The organism is Streptomyces sp. NPDC048479 (genome assembly GCF_040651435.1).
Classification (GTDB): Bacteria; Actinomycetota; Actinomycetes; order Streptomycetales; family Streptomycetaceae; genus Streptomyces.
On record NZ_JBEZKA010000003.1, the window covers coordinates 259,465 to 274,256 of the forward strand.

Annotated in this window: 14 protein-coding genes and 1 pseudogene; 7 read left to right on the forward strand and 8 right to left on the reverse strand. The window is 70.1% G+C overall.

The annotated features are described in order from the left end of the window. Positions 1-10 precede the first annotated feature (10 nt). A complete protein-coding gene (locus tag AB0D12_RS06485; protein WP_362678013.1) occupies positions 11-463 on the forward strand; it encodes a cytochrome P450 in 453 nt (150 codons plus the stop codon). On the opposite strand, the gene AB0D12_RS06490 is transcribed toward AB0D12_RS06485, so the two are convergent. After that, the gene (locus tag AB0D12_RS06490) at positions 460-3,654 is read right to left on the reverse strand and encodes a BTAD domain-containing putative transcriptional regulator (RefSeq protein ID WP_362677685.1); all 3,195 of its coding nucleotides are present in this window, start codon (positions 3,652-3,654) and stop codon (positions 460-462) included. The two genes, AB0D12_RS06485 and AB0D12_RS06490, sit on opposite strands and share 4 nt — an antisense overlap. Before the next feature lie 70 nt (positions 3,655-3,724). Further along, positions 3,725-4,189, reverse strand: a complete 465-nt coding sequence (locus tag AB0D12_RS06495; protein WP_362677687.1) for a copper-binding protein — start codon at positions 4,187-4,189, stop codon at positions 3,725-3,727. A 170-nt stretch (positions 4,190-4,359) separates the two neighbouring features. On the opposite strand from AB0D12_RS06495, the gene AB0D12_RS06500 reads away from it, so the two are divergent. Together AB0D12_RS06500 and AB0D12_RS06505 are read left to right on the forward strand one after the other, a co-directional pair. Then, positions 4,360-4,938 (forward strand): sigma-70 family RNA polymerase sigma factor, encoded by a 579-nt coding sequence (locus tag AB0D12_RS06500; protein ID WP_362677689.1) that lies wholly within the window; start codon positions 4,360-4,362, stop codon positions 4,936-4,938. Next, complete coding sequence (locus AB0D12_RS06505; RefSeq protein ID WP_362677691.1) at positions 4,935-5,621, forward strand: zf-HC2 domain-containing protein; 687 nt, start codon at positions 4,935-4,937, stop codon at positions 5,619-5,621. The genes AB0D12_RS06500 and AB0D12_RS06505 overlap by 4 nt, the downstream gene beginning before the upstream one ends. Before the next feature lies 1 nt (position 5,622). On the opposite strand, the gene AB0D12_RS06510 is transcribed toward AB0D12_RS06505, so the two are convergent. Then, positions 5,623-6,525, reverse strand: a complete 903-nt coding sequence (locus AB0D12_RS06510) for a serine hydrolase domain-containing protein (protein WP_362677693.1) — start codon at positions 6,523-6,525, stop codon at positions 5,623-5,625. Between the two features lie 331 nt (positions 6,526-6,856). Between AB0D12_RS06510 and AB0D12_RS06515 the strand changes: the two genes are divergently transcribed. Together AB0D12_RS06515 and AB0D12_RS06520 are read left to right on the forward strand one after the other, a co-directional pair. Further along, positions 6,857-8,383: an SDR family oxidoreductase gene (locus AB0D12_RS06515; protein ID WP_362677695.1), complete on the forward strand. Its 1,527-nt coding sequence runs from the start codon at positions 6,857-6,859 to the stop codon at positions 8,381-8,383. 33 nt (positions 8,384-8,416) lie between these two features. Then, positions 8,417-8,509: pseudogene (locus AB0D12_RS06520) on the forward strand (XRE family transcriptional regulator); the annotation flags it as partial. A gap of 158 nt (positions 8,510-8,667) precedes the next feature. Here the strand turns inward: AB0D12_RS06520 and AB0D12_RS06525 are convergent. From AB0D12_RS06525 to AB0D12_RS06535, 3 genes are all read right to left on the reverse strand, one after another. Continuing rightward, positions 8,668-9,306: a hypothetical protein gene (locus AB0D12_RS06525; protein WP_362677697.1), complete on the reverse strand. Its 639-nt coding sequence runs from the start codon at positions 9,304-9,306 to the stop codon at positions 8,668-8,670. 520 nt (positions 9,307-9,826) lie between these two features. Continuing rightward, positions 9,827-10,192, reverse strand: coding sequence for a hypothetical protein (locus AB0D12_RS06530; RefSeq protein WP_362677699.1), 366 nt, complete (start codon positions 10,190-10,192; stop codon positions 9,827-9,829). A 194-nt stretch (positions 10,193-10,386) separates the two neighbouring features. Beyond that, positions 10,387-11,223 carry a helix-turn-helix transcriptional regulator gene (locus AB0D12_RS06535; RefSeq protein ID WP_362677701.1) on the reverse strand — a complete coding sequence of 279 codons (837 nt, stop codon included), beginning with the start codon at positions 11,221-11,223 and terminating at the stop codon, positions 10,387-10,389. 444 nt (positions 11,224-11,667) lie between these two features. Between AB0D12_RS06535 and AB0D12_RS06540 the strand changes: the two genes are divergently transcribed. Then, positions 11,668-12,348: a pyridoxamine 5'-phosphate oxidase family protein gene (locus AB0D12_RS06540; protein ID WP_362677703.1), complete on the forward strand. Its 681-nt coding sequence runs from the start codon at positions 11,668-11,670 to the stop codon at positions 12,346-12,348. A gap of 46 nt (positions 12,349-12,394) precedes the next feature. Beyond that, positions 12,395-12,613 carry a DUF308 domain-containing protein gene (locus tag AB0D12_RS06545; RefSeq protein ID WP_362677705.1) on the forward strand — a complete coding sequence of 73 codons (219 nt, stop codon included), beginning with the start codon at positions 12,395-12,397 and terminating at the stop codon, positions 12,611-12,613. A 141-nt stretch (positions 12,614-12,754) separates the two neighbouring features. Here the strand turns inward: AB0D12_RS06545 and AB0D12_RS06550 are convergent, their stop codons facing one another. Both AB0D12_RS06550 and AB0D12_RS06555 read right to left on the reverse strand, forming a co-directional pair. Then, positions 12,755-13,441 carry an agmatinase family protein gene (locus AB0D12_RS06550; RefSeq protein ID WP_362678015.1) on the reverse strand — a complete coding sequence of 229 codons (687 nt, stop codon included), beginning with the start codon at positions 13,439-13,441 and terminating at the stop codon, positions 12,755-12,757. 485 nt (positions 13,442-13,926) lie between these two features. Then, the gene (locus tag AB0D12_RS06555; RefSeq protein ID WP_362677707.1) at positions 13,927-14,475 is read right to left on the reverse strand and encodes a DoxX family protein; all 549 of its coding nucleotides are present in this window, start codon (positions 14,473-14,475) and stop codon (positions 13,927-13,929) included. Positions 14,476-14,792: the final 317 nt, after the last annotated feature.

Below are 14,792 nucleotides of genomic sequence, written 5' to 3' on the forward strand. Positions count from 1 at the left end.
TCCCCTGCAGCTGGGCCCCCTCCGCAGCTCCGACCCCTCCGCCCGGAAAGGCACATCATGGCTCCGCCATGTCACCCTCGTACGGATCGGCGCCTCGATGTATGCCACCGAGGACTTCGAGTTCGCCGGGACCGCGCTGAAGAAGGGCGAGACGGTGACGGTGGCCCTGCTCGCCGCGAACCATGACCCGCAGGAGTACGGGGACGCCCCGGAACGGCTCGACATCGCAAGGGAGTTCGGCCGCGGTGACGGTCATCTCGCCTTCGGCCACGGTGCCCACTACTGCCTGGGCGCAGCCCTCGGCCGCCTGGTCACCTCGGTGGTCCTCGACCAGTTGCTCGTCCAGCGGCCGGACACCGCGCTCGCCGTGGGCCGGGACGAGCTGGAGTTCGGGCACTGGCCGGCGGACGGCTTCCACCTGATCCGGTTGCCGGTGCGTCTCCAGGAGGTGTCGGGTTCCTAGGGGGTGTCCCGTTCCTCCAGTGCCGTCAGCGCGGCGGCCCGCAGTCCGTCCCCGTCCAGGGCGGCGTACTCCGACACGGCGTCGGAGTACGCCGCCCTGTCGGCCTGTTCGGCCGCCTGCCGCGCCCGGACGGAGGACATGGTGGGCCGGAAGTGGCGAAGATGACGGAAGCGATCCGCCAGGGCGAGAAACCGCGCCCCCGACCTCGTACGGCCGTGGTCGAGGTCGACCGCGCCGAGCGCGAGCAGCAGCGCACCGCAGACCGGAAGGTTCACCAGGGTCGGCAGGCCGTCGCGGCGCGTCAGCAGCGCCCCGAGCCTGTCCTCCACAGCGCCGTTGATCTCCTCCACGAGGTCGAGCCGGCCGTGCCACGCATGAGCGGTCAAAGCGACGGCCTGGACTTCCAGGAGCCAGGGTTCCAGGTCCCGTTCGGCGCCGAACACCGGGCCCGCGCTGTTCTTCACCTGATCGACGGCCCGGCGCCACAGACGCAGACCCGCTTCGGTCTCGCCACGCGCGAGCGCGATCTCCGCGCGTGCCCCGAGGCCGGGCGTGAGCACGTCCGAGGTCTCCCGCGGCTGGTTGAGCATCATCTGCTCGAGCCAGCGCTCCGCCTCGTCGACCGCGCCGGTCTGCAGACCGGCGAGCACCATTCCCCAGCGGATCCCGAGCGAGTCCGTCCCCACCCCGAGCTTCTCGAGGACGTGCAGGGCCGACTTCATGTGGGGCAGTGCCGCATCTCCCCGCTCGGCCTGCAGACACAGTTCGGCCATCCGGCAAGGGGCCATGACCTGCACCCACGGGATGCGCCGGTCCTCGAAGGCCTTGAGCATCCGGTCGGCCGCCGTCAGCGCGCGGTCCAGGTCGTACTCGCTCTCCCACACATAGCTGGCGACGCAGTTGGCGACGCCGGCGAGCAGGGGCTCGTCGCTGTCGCACAGCGCGTTCAGCGCCGAGTGCTCCGGGCCCAGGAGCTCGGGTGCGGCGCACAGCACGATCGAGAGGGCACCGATCAGGGTGTCCGGCGAGGCCGGCGGCAGCCGGCGCAGGGTGACGAGGGGACGTATCGCCCCGGGACCGACGCCCAGGAACAGATTGGCGGTGCACATGACCGCGGCGGTCCGGGTGGCCTCGACGAGGCCGGGCCCGGGCCGGAAGTGGGAGAGCAGCGGTCCGGTGTCCTGGGTGAGCGGGACGAGGCGGGTGTAGTTGGCCTCGGTGGTCCACAGACTCCCGAGCACCGCGGTGGTCGCGGCGACCGTGGCGCCGTCACCCCGGGCGAGGCCGAGGCGCAGCGCCTGGACGAGGTTGTCCTGCTCGGCCCTGATCAACTCCCAGGACACGAAGGGGTCGGGCCCGAACAGCGCATCGTGGTGGGTCGCCCCGAAGTCGCCTGCCCACGCCAGGAATTGGCCGGTCACTTGGCCGTCCTCGCCGGCCTCCGCCCGACGGGCCGTACTGAATTCACGTACGGTCTCCAGCATTCCGAAGCGTATGCCGGACGCGGTGTCGGTGACCTTGAGCAGGGACTGGTCGACCAGGTCCTCAAGCACCTGCGGGACGTCACTGCCGCCGGGCGGGCCGCCGAACAGCTCGTCGGCACCGAGCAGTTGCTCGGCCGCGTCCGCCGTGAAGCCGCTGGGAAAGACCGACAGCGCGCGCAGCGCCGCCCGCCCGGCCGGGTCCAGGAGGTTCCAGCTCCAGTCGACGACGGCGTGCAGAGTGCGGTGGCGCTGTGGTGAGTCCCGTGCCCCGCCCCGCAGCAGGGCGAACCGGTCCTCGAGCTTACGGGCGATGTCGCCGACCGACATGACCCTTACCCGCGCCGCCGCCAGCTCCGCGGCCAGTGGCAGCCCGTCCAGCCGGCGGCAGAGTTCGGCCACCGTCCCGGCGGGCAGCTCGACACCGGGGCGGGCGGCCCGCGCCCGCTGCTCGAACAGCTCGACGGTCGTCGGCAGGTTCAACTCCGGCAGCGGATACACCGATTCGGAGGAGATGCCGAGTGGGGCCCGGCTGGTGGTGAGCACCCGCAGATCGCGGGTCATCGACACCAGGGCCTGCACCAGCTCTGCCACGCCGCGGATGACATGCTCACAGTTGTCGAGAACCAGGAGCGCGGGACCGGGACCGAGGGCGCCCACGATGCCGGTGAGGACATCTGCCGGGATGGCGAAGCGGCTCACCGGAGTGCGCAGCGACTCACCGACGCCGAGGACCGAAGCGACCTCTCCGGCTACGTCGTCGTCGCTGGTGAGACCGGCGAGCGCGACGAGATGCACCTCCCGCTGCTCCGCCTCGCGGCTCACCACATGCGCGAGCCGGGTCTTGCCCAGGCCGCCCGCCCCGACGATCGAGGTGACCCGGGACGTGCGCAGCAGCTCGGCCACCGCGGCGATGTCGGCGTCGCGGCCGAGCAGCGGGTTGGGCTCGTGCGGCACCCCACGGCGGACGGCGGGCGCCTCACCCTGCAACAGCTCCTGGTGCACGGCCTGCAGCGCGGGCCCCGGGTCGGTGCCGAGCTCGTCGCGCAGCGTTCGGCGATAGCTGTCGTACGTCGCCAGAGCGGCGGACGGCCCCGCGGTGGCCGCCTCGCAGCGCAACAGCTCGAGCAGCACCTCCTCGTCCCGCGGCAGCTCGCGGACCAGGCCGGCGAGCGGCTCCACCGCCTCGGCCCGGCGGCCGAGCCGCGCGAGGGCCAGGGCGCGGACCCGCATGAGCGACCGATACGCCGGGGCCCGCTCCGCACGCAGCGCGGACACCGGGTCGTCGGGTATGGCGTCCTCATGGAACACACCACCGCCACCGCCGTCCCACAGCGCAAGCCCCGCCTCGGCGTGCGCGAGCGCCGCCGCATGATCCCCGGACCGGGAGCGCTCCGCGCCCGCGGCGGCGCGGAGAAGGACGGCGGAACTGTCCACCTGGTCCTCGCCCAGCGCGAGGCGGTAGCCGGTGGGGGTACTGGCGATCACGTCGGAGCCGAGGCGTGCCCGGGCGCGCGAGACAAGGATCTGCAGCGCCTTGGTCGGATTCTCCGGTTGCTCGTCCGGCCAGAGCCCGTCCACCAGGAGCGCGGTGCTGCATCCTGTGCGCAGCTCGCCCGCGAGGAGGGCGAGCAGGCCGCGCAGCCTGGGCGCGGTGATCTCCTGGTCGCGGCATGAGACCCGCGACAGCAGGGTCAACTCGGTGGTCATCAGAGAAGGTTAGCCAGCTGTCCGCCGGCGCAGCTCTGCCCCGTCGCAGAGGACTGTGACACCGGCACGCTCAGTAGCCATTGCTCTTCGGCGGGGTCTTGTTCACGGGCGCATCGGTACCACCCACGGTGATCTCCGTCTTCATGCCCAGGTCCTTGTGCCCGTCGACGGGGCAGTAGATCTCGTAGGTGCCGGACTTCAAGGTCACCTCGAGCGTCTCGGAAGCTCCGGGAGTGAGGGTCTTGGTGCGGTGCTCTCCGGCGGGGCCTTCGATCTCCAGGGCGTGGTCGTGATGGCCGTTGTTCTTGGCGACGAAGGCGTAGGCGCCCGGCTTGAACGTTTTCTGTGACAGTGCGATGTGGAAGTCGATCAGGTCCGCTTTCACCTGCGTCACTGCTGGTTCGACGCTCTTCTTCGGCGGTGTGGAAGTCGTCGAGCCGCCTCCGTTCCCACCTCCGCAGCCCGCGAGCACGCCCGCCAGCGCTCCGGCTGCCAGCCCCAGCACCACACGGTTCCGGGTGAGTGTCCTTGTCATGGCTCGGCCCTCGCTGGAAGTTCCGTCGTGCAGGGGTTACGGATGAACCGCGCCGAAAGATTGGCAGGTCGGACCACGGACGCCTTGGGCGAACGGAGGAGGAGAATAGGAGGGTGATTTCCCGCGGAGCCGGAGCAATCCCTTCAGGGAGGCCCACCGTATCCACTGGTATGAGGAGAATGGGCCTCTCTCTCGACCACGCGTCGGACGAGGCACTGCTGTCCGGACTGGCGACGGGCGATCCGGAGATCGCCGTTGCGTTCGTGCGCCGCTTCCAGCGCACGGTCTTCGGCGTCGCCATCGTGGTTGTCGGCGATCTCCAGCTTGCCGAGGACATCGCGCAGCAGACGTTCGAGCGGGCGTGGCGGCACGCCCAGATCTACGACTCCCGCCGCGGTTCCGTGAAGACCTGGCTGACGACGATCGCGCACAATCTGGCGATCGACACGGTGCGTGCGCGCAGAGCCAGTCCTGTCGCTCCCGAAGACCTGGACGCGCTTCTCGACATCGTGACCGACACCCCTGAGCAGCGGGCGCTCGCCGACGAGACGTCCGTCCGGCTACGGACCGCGGTGGCCGCTCTGCCACGGGATCAGGCCCGCGCCCTGGTGATGGCGGGGATCTACGGGATGACCGGCCAGCAGATCGCCGAATTCGAGCGGATTCCGCTGGGCACGGCCAAGACCCGGATCAGAACGGCGATGGGCAAGCTGCGGGTGACCCTGGAGGCCGAGGGGAGCCGATCATGAGCTGCATGACCTGCGATCGGCTGGAGGAGCTCGCCCCCGAGCTGGCGCTGGGCGTTCTGCCGGCCCGGGAGCGGGCCGAGGCGGTCGCACACCTGGACCGCTGTCCCGGCTGTCGGGAACAAATCGAGCAGCTGACCCTCGTCGGGGACGGCCTGCTCGGTCTGCTTCCGGGCAGTGAGCCGCCGGTCGGCTTCGAGACCCGCGCCGCGAACCGGCTGAGCCCGTCCCGGCCGCCGGCGCGCCGGCGCCTGTGGTCGCGCCTGCGTGTCGCAGCCACCGCGGCTGCCCTGGCGATCGCCGTCGGCTTCGGCGGCTGGGCCATCGGCACGGCCGTCGACCACTCCGTCGCCCCCGCCTCGCAAACGGCCCAGGCGAACCAGGCTCTCCTGCAGGCGTCCCTCGTCGCGGACGACCAGGAAGTGGGCCGGATATTCGCCTATCCGGGTTCGCCGGGCTGGGTGTACATGTCGGTCGACCTGGAGGGTGGCGTCGGAACGGTCAACTGCCGGCTCGTACTCTCCGACGGCAACACGGTTCCGATCGGCTCGTTCGCACTCAAGGACGGCTACGGCTACTGGGGCGCCCCGGCCGCCGTGGACCCCGCGACGGTGTCCGGCGCCCGGCTGACGGCCCCCGACGGTTCCGTCATCGCCACCGCACACTTCCCGCCGCAGAACCGCTAGGTCACGGGGAACGACGCCGGTCGGTCCCGGCCCCCTGTCCCGCCGCCTTCCTGGCGTCGGCGAGCAGGCCGAGTCCGATCTTGTCGGTGCGGCCCGGCGATCCGCCGAGCCGGTGGACGACCACCCAGTTCCCCGTCTGCGGGAGCACTCCGGTGAAGGCCGAGGCATCGCGGGTCGCCCCGTTGTGCCACAACAGCGGCCCCGCCGACTGCCAGGACGGCGCCGGTTCGCCCAGAGAGCGCTCGAGCAGCAGCCGGGTGACCACGGTCGCCAGCGCTCGAGGCGTGGCCCACAACCCGCCTGCGGGCAGGATCGGCCCGTCCATGGTCCACCGGGCGCGTTCCCTGCCGAACAGGTTCCGCGCGCTCAGCAGTCGGTCGGCGGGCGGATGCGCGGTGACCTCGTCCACCCCCAGCGGTGTGAGCACATGCTCCCGCACCAATTCCTCGTACGGCCGCCCGGCCGCGGACACCAGGGCCGCACCGAGCACGGCGTAGCCGAGGTTGGAGTACTCCTCTTCCCGTCCCGGTTGCCTTACGGCGATCTCCCCGAGTCGGCCGAGGACGGACCGGAGCGCGTTCTCGTCGAAGGCCGCGTAGGGATCGCGGCCGTTCAGGCCGGGTGGCAGCCGTGGCAGGCCCGACGTGTGGTCTGCCAACTTCCCGAGCGTGATTCCTGATCCGGGCGGTGTCGGGAGCCATTGCTCCACCGGGTCGTCGAGGCCGAGCAGGCCCGCCCGGACCATCCGTATCAGCAGGGTGCCGGTGAGCACCTTGGTCAGGGATCCGATCTCGACGAAGGCGGCCGGATCGTGCCCGTGCCGGGCCAGCGGCGGAGCCGAGCCGCTCAGCACGCAGACAGGAACGGGCCGCAATGACAGGCCCGCCATCAGGACTTCGCCCACTGCTGGAGAACAGCCTTGCGTTCGGCGGGGCGCGCCGACTCGCCGGGTGGTGCACCGAGGTGGATCGCATCCTCGGTGACCCAGAACAGCCCGACCATTGCCACAGTTGATTCCACCGTTCGCGTATTGCCATGGGTTCGACTGATTCGACTGAAAGGCGTTCTCGGGGAGCCCGTCTGACGATCAGCCAGTAGTTTCCACGGCGCCCATGGCGCCCGCCTCACCGGCGTGCCCATGGAGGGCGGCACCGCAGCCGGGGCGGCCCCATGAGCGGAATCCGTCGACAGGGGCGAGAGTGGCAGTGGTGCACCCCCGCGGATCGGAGGCCTCCATGAGCAGCCGGGACACCCGGAGCCCGCACTGTCTGGTGACAGGCGCGACGGGGTACATCGGAGGCCGGCTGGTGCCCGAATTGCTGGATGCCGGGTACCGCGTACGGTGCATGGCCCGGTCTCCGGACAAGCTGCGCGACCACCCCTGGGCAGGTCGGGCCGAGGTGGTACGCGGGGATGTGACCGATCCGGATTCGGTAGACGACGCGCTGCGCGGTATCGACGTCGCCTATTACCTCGTGCACGCCCTGCGGGCCGGAGACGACTTCGAGGAGACCGACCGGAAGGCCGCCCGGGTGTTCGCCGAGCGTGCCCGCGCCGCGGGCGTACGGCGCATCGTCTACCTGGGCGGGCTGACCCCGGCCGATGTGCCGGAGCGCGAACTGTCACCCCATCTGCGCTCCCGCGCCGAGGTCGGCGAGATCTTCCTCCGCTCGGCTGTGCCGGCGACCGTGCTCCGCGCCGCGGTGATCATCGGCTCCGGTTCGGCGTCCTTCGAGATGCTGCGCTACCTCACCGAGCGGCTGCCGGTCATGGTCACACCGAGCTGGGTCAGCACCCGCATCCAGCCGATCGCCGTCCGGGATGTGCTGCGGTATCTGGTGGGCAGTGCCCGGATGCCCGACGAGGTGAACCGCGTGTTCGACATCGGCGGGCCCGACGTCGTGACATACGAGCAGATGATGCGGCGGTACGCGGTGGCGGCCCGCCTGCCCCGCCGCTTCATCCTGCGCGTACCGATGCTGACACCCCGCCTCTCCGGCCTGTGGATCGGCCTGGTCACTCCCGTTCCCGCCTCCCTCGCCCGGCCGCTGACCGAGTCGCTGCGGCACGAGGTCGTCTGCCGCGAACATGACATCGCCCAGTACGTACCCGATCCGCCTGGTGCACCGATCGGCTTCGACCAGGCCCTCACCCTGGCCCTGCAGCGCGTACGCGACGCTCAGGTCACCACCCGCTGGTCCTCCGCCTCACTGCCCGGCGCTCCGAGCGACCCCCTGCCCTCGGACCCGGACTGGGCCGGGGGCAGCCTCTACATCGACCGACGCGCGCTGGCCGTCGATGCCTCACCGAAGGCACTGTGGCAGGTCATCGAGGGGATCGGCGGTGACAACGGCTGGTACTCCTTCCCGCTCGCCTGGGCGGTACGAGGCTGGCTCGACCGGCTGGTCGGAGGCGCCGGACTCCGCCGTGGCCGCCGGGACGCGGCACGGCTGCGGGTGGGGGACTCGCTGGACTTCTGGCGTGTGGAGGAGATCGAACCGGGCCGGCTGCTGCGGTTGCGTGCCGAGATGCGGCTGCCGGGGCTCGCCTGGCTGGAGATGTACTCCGACCGGGACGAGCAGGGCCGGACCCGCTACCGGCAGCGGGCGCTGTTCCATCCGCACGGTCTGCTCGGGCATGTCTACTGGTGGAGCGTGTCGCCGTTCCACGCGGTCGTGTTCGGCGGCATGGCCCGCAACATCGCGCAGGCCGCGCTCCAGGCGGACGCCGCGCATGACGGCCGGGGCGCGAATCCGGGCTGACGCGGTGCATCCGGCCGTGCGGACCTGGCGGAGCATCTGGGCCGTCAGGGCGACGGCGGGATGTTCGACAGGTTCGCGGAACACTCCGAGGAACTGTGGAGCCGGGCGGTGCCCGTCCCATCCTGAGGGGCGAGCGACACCTGGGCGGTCGCCTGGGAGCCCACACACGGTGTGCAGTTCGCGACACGCTGCTCCGCGGCATGTGTCGGCCGCGCAGCCGCGGGTGGGACGGGGCGCGTTTCCGTCAGCGCGAGTTGATGTCGGCGGTGATGGTCACCGAGCGATCAGCCGATGCACAGAACGATCAGGCACACCTGCGTCGGTGATGTCGGATTGCCCGGCGACGTCGACGGCGGACGAGTCGCAGCCGGTGTGTCTGCGCCAGGGCGTTCGGTGGACGCGGGCGCGGGCGGCGCCGTCGTATCCGGGGCTGGGGCGCCGACCTTGCCCACGTGCGTCGCCCTCTTGGCCGACTCGGCTGTGATGTGCGGCGTTGCGCTCGGAGCGGCGAGGGGGCGGGCCGTGGCGGCGGAGTTCTGCTGCCGGCTCGTCGTCGCCGTGGGAGGCGTGGCGACGGTGGTGCTGTGCTGCCGGTTGGTCGTCGTGGGTGGGCGGGTGCTGGGATGCCGCGAAGCCGGGGTGTCCGGTTGCTCCAATGACGAGTCGGCGGTCGCTGTCCGCATGTCCGCGGTCACCGGCTCCGGCGGTGAGGCCGCGTGCGTGTGGCTGGTGGAAGGCCTGGTGGTCGGCAGCGCGGCAACGGTCAGGCCGCCACCGACAAGGGCAACGGCCGTTGCGGCCACGGCCCGACGCCGGTTCTTCTTCCAACGTGCCAGCTGCCGACGCCGAGCCGCCCGGCCCTGACCGGTGGAGGCCGCGCCGTCGAAGCCACTGGACGAGTCAGTGCCCGACGGATCCGCCACCGTGTCCTCGGATGCGTTGCTGCCGATCGGTGCGGCATCCGAGTGATGAGTGCCGGGGTAGGACCCCGGAGCGGGGACCTCCTCCGCGCGCCATGCCTGCCTCGTCGTTGCGGTAGGGGCGAACGCGCTGTGGAGGCGATGGGCAGGCGGGGCAATGTCCGGAGCGTATGCGCCGCACCCTGGGCACACGAGTGCCCCATTGAGAGTGCGGCGGCATGCGGAGCAGTAGTCCATCTGCGATCTTTCTGTGCTGACTGCGCCGCCAGGGACGCCGGCGACCTGTTTTTCAGTTCGCACGCGGGATCGAGAGGCCAGTAACGCTACTGGCACCCGTCGAAGGTGGCGCGCAGCCCTTGTGATGCTGCTGCAAAGATTTACTGACGGTTGTGCCTCGTACTCCCGGACATGTCGTTACGAATGCCGGGATGAGAGGCGTGCCGTTCATGGTGAGGTCCGCGTCATCCTGCATGGTTTGATCACGGACCTCACGACATACATGCCGCGCTCGACCCGAATTCGGTCAGAGGCGGCGTACCCGTGCAGCGATCCCATGGCCGAGTAGAAGGTAAATAACGGCGGGCAGGCCGTAATTGAGGAAAACCCGCAGACCTTCCGTCTCCATGGTGAAGATGTCCTGGGACCAGCCGGCGAGCCAGTCCGCCATGCCGTGCACAAAGCCGACGAAGACATTCCCTTGGTTGGCGTCGAGGAGATACAGCAGAATCCACAGGCCCAGAAAGCCTGCAGTTATGTCCGCGATCGTGTGGATGACCAAGGCTGCCCGGTTTGTTCCGGCGCCGTCCCGACTACGCCCATAGGCGTCCCGGTTACGGTCATAGGGGTTGTAGGTGTCATTTACGGGCACGGGTTCATGGGGATTACTCATGCCTTCCCTGCTTGCCTTGCCGGAGTGCGCGAAACGCTGCTCAAACCTGCGATTTCATAACGACTTTAGGCTCTCGAGTATCACCGAGGTCTGTGCCGCCAACACAGGCGTCCCAATTCGACACGGGGAGCGCGGACTTGGGCTGGACCGATCATCGATCCCGCCATCCAACGGCTACGGCACGGGCACCCATGTCACCCGAAGGTCTGCGGGCCGACGGCGCAGAGCAGTGTCAGGGCTTGGTGGTCGGGTGTGCCCGGCGCGGCGGTGTAGATGACCAGGCGGAGTGCCGAACCCGTGGCCTCCAGCACATCGCAGTCGAGCGTCAGCCGCCCTACTTCGGGGTGCTCGACTCTCTTCAGCTGCGAGGTGCTCGAGGCGACGTCGGTCCGTGCCCAGAGTTCCGCGAAGCGCGGGCTGGCCGACTGCAGTTCGTCGATGAGCCCGAGCAGGTACGGGTCGGCGGGGAACCGCCCGAGGCTCGCGCGCAGGTCGGCGACGGCGTACGCCTCGAAGTTCGCGGCTTCTGCGGGTGTACGGATCACCCGCGAGGGCCGCCCGGTGAAGTGCCGGCGCAGGACGTTGCGCTCACCGTCCTCGCCTGTTGCGTCGTCGCCGAGGAGTGTGATCGCCAGCGGGTTGGCCAGGACGACACTCCAGGCGCGGTCGACCGCCACCACCGCGGCATCGTTCAGCCGGTCGATGATCCGCTGGAGCCCCGGTGTGATGTGCGCGGACGCGACCCCGGGCGCGGGCGACGAGTGTCCGGCCAGCCGGTAGAGGTGGTCGCGTTCCTCCTCGGTCAGCCGCAGGGCACGTGCCAGCGGCCCGAGAACGGAGGTTGAGGGCCGTCCTGCGCGGCCCTGTTCGAGCCGGGCCAGGTACTCGACCGAGAGCCCGGCCAGGGTGGCGAGCTCCTGGCGGCGCAGCCCGGGGGCGCGCCGGCGCGGGCCGGCCGGCAGGCCGACTTCGGCGGGTGGCAGGCGGTCGCGCCAGGCGCGCAGGCAGCTGCCCAGGTCGGCGTCGCTCATGACTTCATTCTGGCGGCTGGGGGTTCGCGGAGGGTCGCCCAGCGAGTACCAGGATCATTTCGGCCTCCCCGGCCTGGACGGTGCTCCCACGATGGGCTCCGGGAACCCGCCGGCTCCGGACCCCCGGGGGCGACTGGCGGACCACCGGGGGGTAGTTCGCAATGGATTCAGTGGAATAGCGATGCAGAAGCAACTGATTTCGCGGATCGATGGCGTAGGTTCTGCGATATCAGTAGCATGCGGTGGGTAAGGGCGACAGTCCTCAGGTATGCCGATGTGTGGCCCCCGGGAGGGGATCCGTGCCCGCAGCCGACAGTGCCGGATGGCGTTCCCCGCCAGGTCGGCCGTTCGTCTCGTCCGGCCCGGCCCACGTCGGTGCGCGGCTTGCACACCGCCCACCGCGCGCCAAAGGCCCCCATTCAAGGGTTACTTGGAAGAGGTCACGTGAACCAGAGCCCACTGCCGCCCACACTGCCCGCGACCGACCGCACCCGTCACCGCCGTCTGCGGGAGCAGGCAAGCCTTGACCGCGCAGCCCTCAACGCGATCCTGGACGCCGGCTTCATGTGCCACTTCGGAGTGGTTGTCGACGGGCATCCCATGGTCGTCCCGACCGTCTACGGAACCGACGGGCGGAACCTGTACTTCCATGGCTCGGTGGCCAGCCGGAGCCTCGTCGCCGCGCCGAACGCCGAGGTATGCGTCACGGTCACGCATGTGGACGGCCTCGTCCTCGCCCGGTCGGTGTTCGAGCACGGCGTCAACTACCGCAGCGCGATGATCTATGGCACGCCCCGCCTCGTCACTGATCCCGAGACGAAACTCGCCGGTCTTCGCTGCCTGACCCAGCACGCCACCCCCGGCCAGTGGGAGTACGCACGTCAGCCCAACCGCAAGGAGCTGGCGGCCACCGCGCTTCTCGCCCTGTCGCTGGAGGAAGCCTCCGTCAAGATCCGTACCGGCGGCCCCGACGACGGCGACGGACCCGACGCCGAACTCGGGATATGGGCCGGCGTCCTGCCCATGGTGACCTCCTTCGGTGAGCCGGAACCTGATCCGGCGCTCAAGGAGGGCATCACTCCGCCGCCCCACATCACCGCCCGCAGCGGCACCAGGGCGGGGTGACCACGGGCGGGCCCCGCCACCCGAACGGACCGGGACGGGGCTGCTGGTGGCCGTGGCGGTTTCCACCGAGGGGCTGCCCGCCCCCAGCTGGCAGCTGTTCTTCGGTGCCATCACCATCTTGGCGGGCATCGTGCTGAGCATCTCCCCGTTCGGCTCGCTCGCCGCCCTCACCTTGGTGTCCGGCCTGTGGCTGATCGTCCTCGGCGTGGCCGAGGTGGTCCACGCCTTCCGTGTCAGATCCCTGGCGGCCCATCAGACCCCCTGATCGGGCACGCCTCGGGCACGTCGGCAGACGGGCTACGACCCGGGCACCACGGGCGGGGCGGGGGGCACCGGTCCTTTTGCCCCTCCTGTTCTGTGGCCGGCCGGGGCCTGCGGTGCCCGCTTCACCTGCTCGATCGCCGCTCTAGTTCCCTTGCCCCGGCGGCGGTTTGGCGACCGCCGGGTCCAGGTAGGCGGGTCCGGCCAGGCCTTTGCGGCGCATGGCGATCCCGGTCAGCGCCTCGAAGATGGCTCGGCGGGCGTTCATTGTGGTGGTGTAGCCGGGATCCAGGTGGGGCGCGACCTCGACGATGTCCATGCCCACGACCGGCGTCTCGTGACAGATCCGGCGGATGGCCGGCAGCAGTTCGCGGTTGGTCAGGCCGGGTGGCTCCGGCGTGCCGGTGCCGGGCGCGAAGGCCGGGTCCAGCACGTCGATGTCCAGCGACACGAACAGAAATTCCGGCCCGTCCAGGGCCTCGTCGATGGCTTGCTGGAGGACCACATCGAATCCGCGGCGGTCGATTTCAGCCATGAAGTGCGCGCGGAGCCCGCGCTCGCGCATCCAGTCGAGCAGTTCATCGTCGGGCGCGATCGCACTGCGCAGCCCGATCTGGATGAAGTTGCGTCCGGGTACGTGTTCGTCCTCGATCAACCGGCGGATCGGTGTGGCGTGCGAGACGGGATGACCGAACAGTTCGTGGGAGCAGTCCGGATGCGCATCGAAGTGGATCACGCCGACCTTGCCCGGCCCGTACACATCGGCCACGGCTGCGGCATCCGGCCACAGGATCGAGTGGTCCCCGCCGAGGACGATGGGGATCGAGACCAGGCGGGCCGGCCTGCCGGAGTGCGCGCTGTTGACCGCGGTTCTCTGTCGTCCTGTGGCTTGGGCCCGGACACCACCCGCTTTCTACGGTCTTCGTCACACGGGAGACACCCTGTCGACCCGTTCCGGGGCCACTCTCAAGGACACGATGGTCCGGGCGGGCCAGTCCTCGGAGAAGGCCACGTCGACCGCTGTCACGCGTACTCTTTCCACGTCCGTCGGTGGGGTGCTGGACCTTGCACGGCGGCGTTCACCTGCGTTCACGTCGGGCCGGCCGCCAAGAAGGGGTCCTCACGATGAACGCGTACTGAAGACGTACTGGAGGCCGATACCGAAGGCGTTCAGTCGTTCACAGAGCGCGGCTGCGCACAGCAGCAGCCCCGGCCCGAACAGCATGCCGGGCCCTCGGTGTGCGCGTGGCTCGCCGCACCCCCTCCCCCGGGAACGCAGATGACCCGCAGGGTGAACGCCGGCCCGCGCGGTCGGCTCTAGAGGCTCAGCACGATGGCGGCGCCAATCCCTCCGAGACACAGTGCGAAGGCGGCTTCACCCCAGCCGCCCTTCCCCCAGCGGAAGGGCCGGTCGAGGGCGAGCCGGCCGGGGCCGATGGCGGCGATGGCGAGGGCGACGACCGCGATGCACACGTTGAACTCCACGCCGCCGTTCGCGTCCCACAGACCGTGTGCCGCGGTAACGGTCACCATGGCGTTGATCATCACGCCGATCAGGGCAGCCGCCGCCAGTGGGGTGAACAGCCCCAGAGCCAGTCCGAGGCCTCCGAGGAACTCCGAGCCACCGCCGATGGCGGCGTAGACCTTTCCGGGGCTGTAGCCCAGTGCGGCGAACCCTTTCCCCGTGGCGGTGAGGCCTTCGCCACCGAATATCCCGAAAAGCTTTTGACAGCCGTGTCCTGCCATCAGCAGGCCGAACGTGATCCTGATAAGAAGCAGACCGGCGTCACCGGCGGACACCGACCGCCGTGCTGTGACCTCGGCCGCAGGCCCGGGAGAGGCCCGCAGTTGGTCAGCGATTTTCATCTTGGGGAACTCTCTTCTGCCCCGGGGTCCCCGGGCGGTGCCGACTGACCGCTCAAGGAACCGGCAGAGTGGGTTGTGTAAGTCGCCATGGCGTTCTCAAGCGCATGCGATGCGCGGAAGACCCGCGACCTTGCCGGGACGCAGCCGGCACGGGAAACCTGCGGAACCATCGCCACCGTTCCGGTCAGGCCGCCGGTCGACCTCGTTACGAGGAGGTGCGTGACGTCGGCGTGTCGTCTTCAATCATCGCTCACCCCGTTCACGTTTCGCGGTGACCGGACCGCCGTCGTGTGATCCAAAGCAGTAGGGCCGGGTTT

Coding starts and splice junctions, on each gene's coding strand:
- AB0D12_RS06490 (WP_362677685.1), bottom strand. CDS start 3,654: ATGACCACCGAGTTGACCCTGCTGTCGCGGGTCTCATGCCGCGACCAG.
- AB0D12_RS06495 (WP_362677687.1), bottom strand. CDS start 4,189: ATGACAAGGACACTCACCCGGAACCGTGTGGTGCTGGGGCTGGCAGCC.
- AB0D12_RS06500 (WP_362677689.1), top strand. CDS start 4,360: ATGAGGAGAATGGGCCTCTCTCTCGACCACGCGTCGGACGAGGCACTG.
- AB0D12_RS06505 (WP_362677691.1), top strand. CDS start 4,935: ATGAGCTGCATGACCTGCGATCGGCTGGAGGAGCTCGCCCCCGAGCTG.
- AB0D12_RS06515 (WP_362677695.1), top strand. CDS start 6,857: ATGAGCAGCCGGGACACCCGGAGCCCGCACTGTCTGGTGACAGGCGCG.
- AB0D12_RS06530 (WP_362677699.1), bottom strand. CDS start 10,192: ATGAGTAATCCCCATGAACCCGTGCCCGTAAATGACACCTACAACCCC.
- AB0D12_RS06535 (WP_362677701.1), bottom strand. CDS start 11,223: ATGAGCGACGCCGACCTGGGCAGCTGCCTGCGCGCCTGGCGCGACCGC.
- AB0D12_RS06555 (WP_362677707.1), bottom strand. CDS start 14,475: ATGAAAATCGCTGACCAACTGCGGGCCTCTCCCGGGCCTGCGGCCGAG.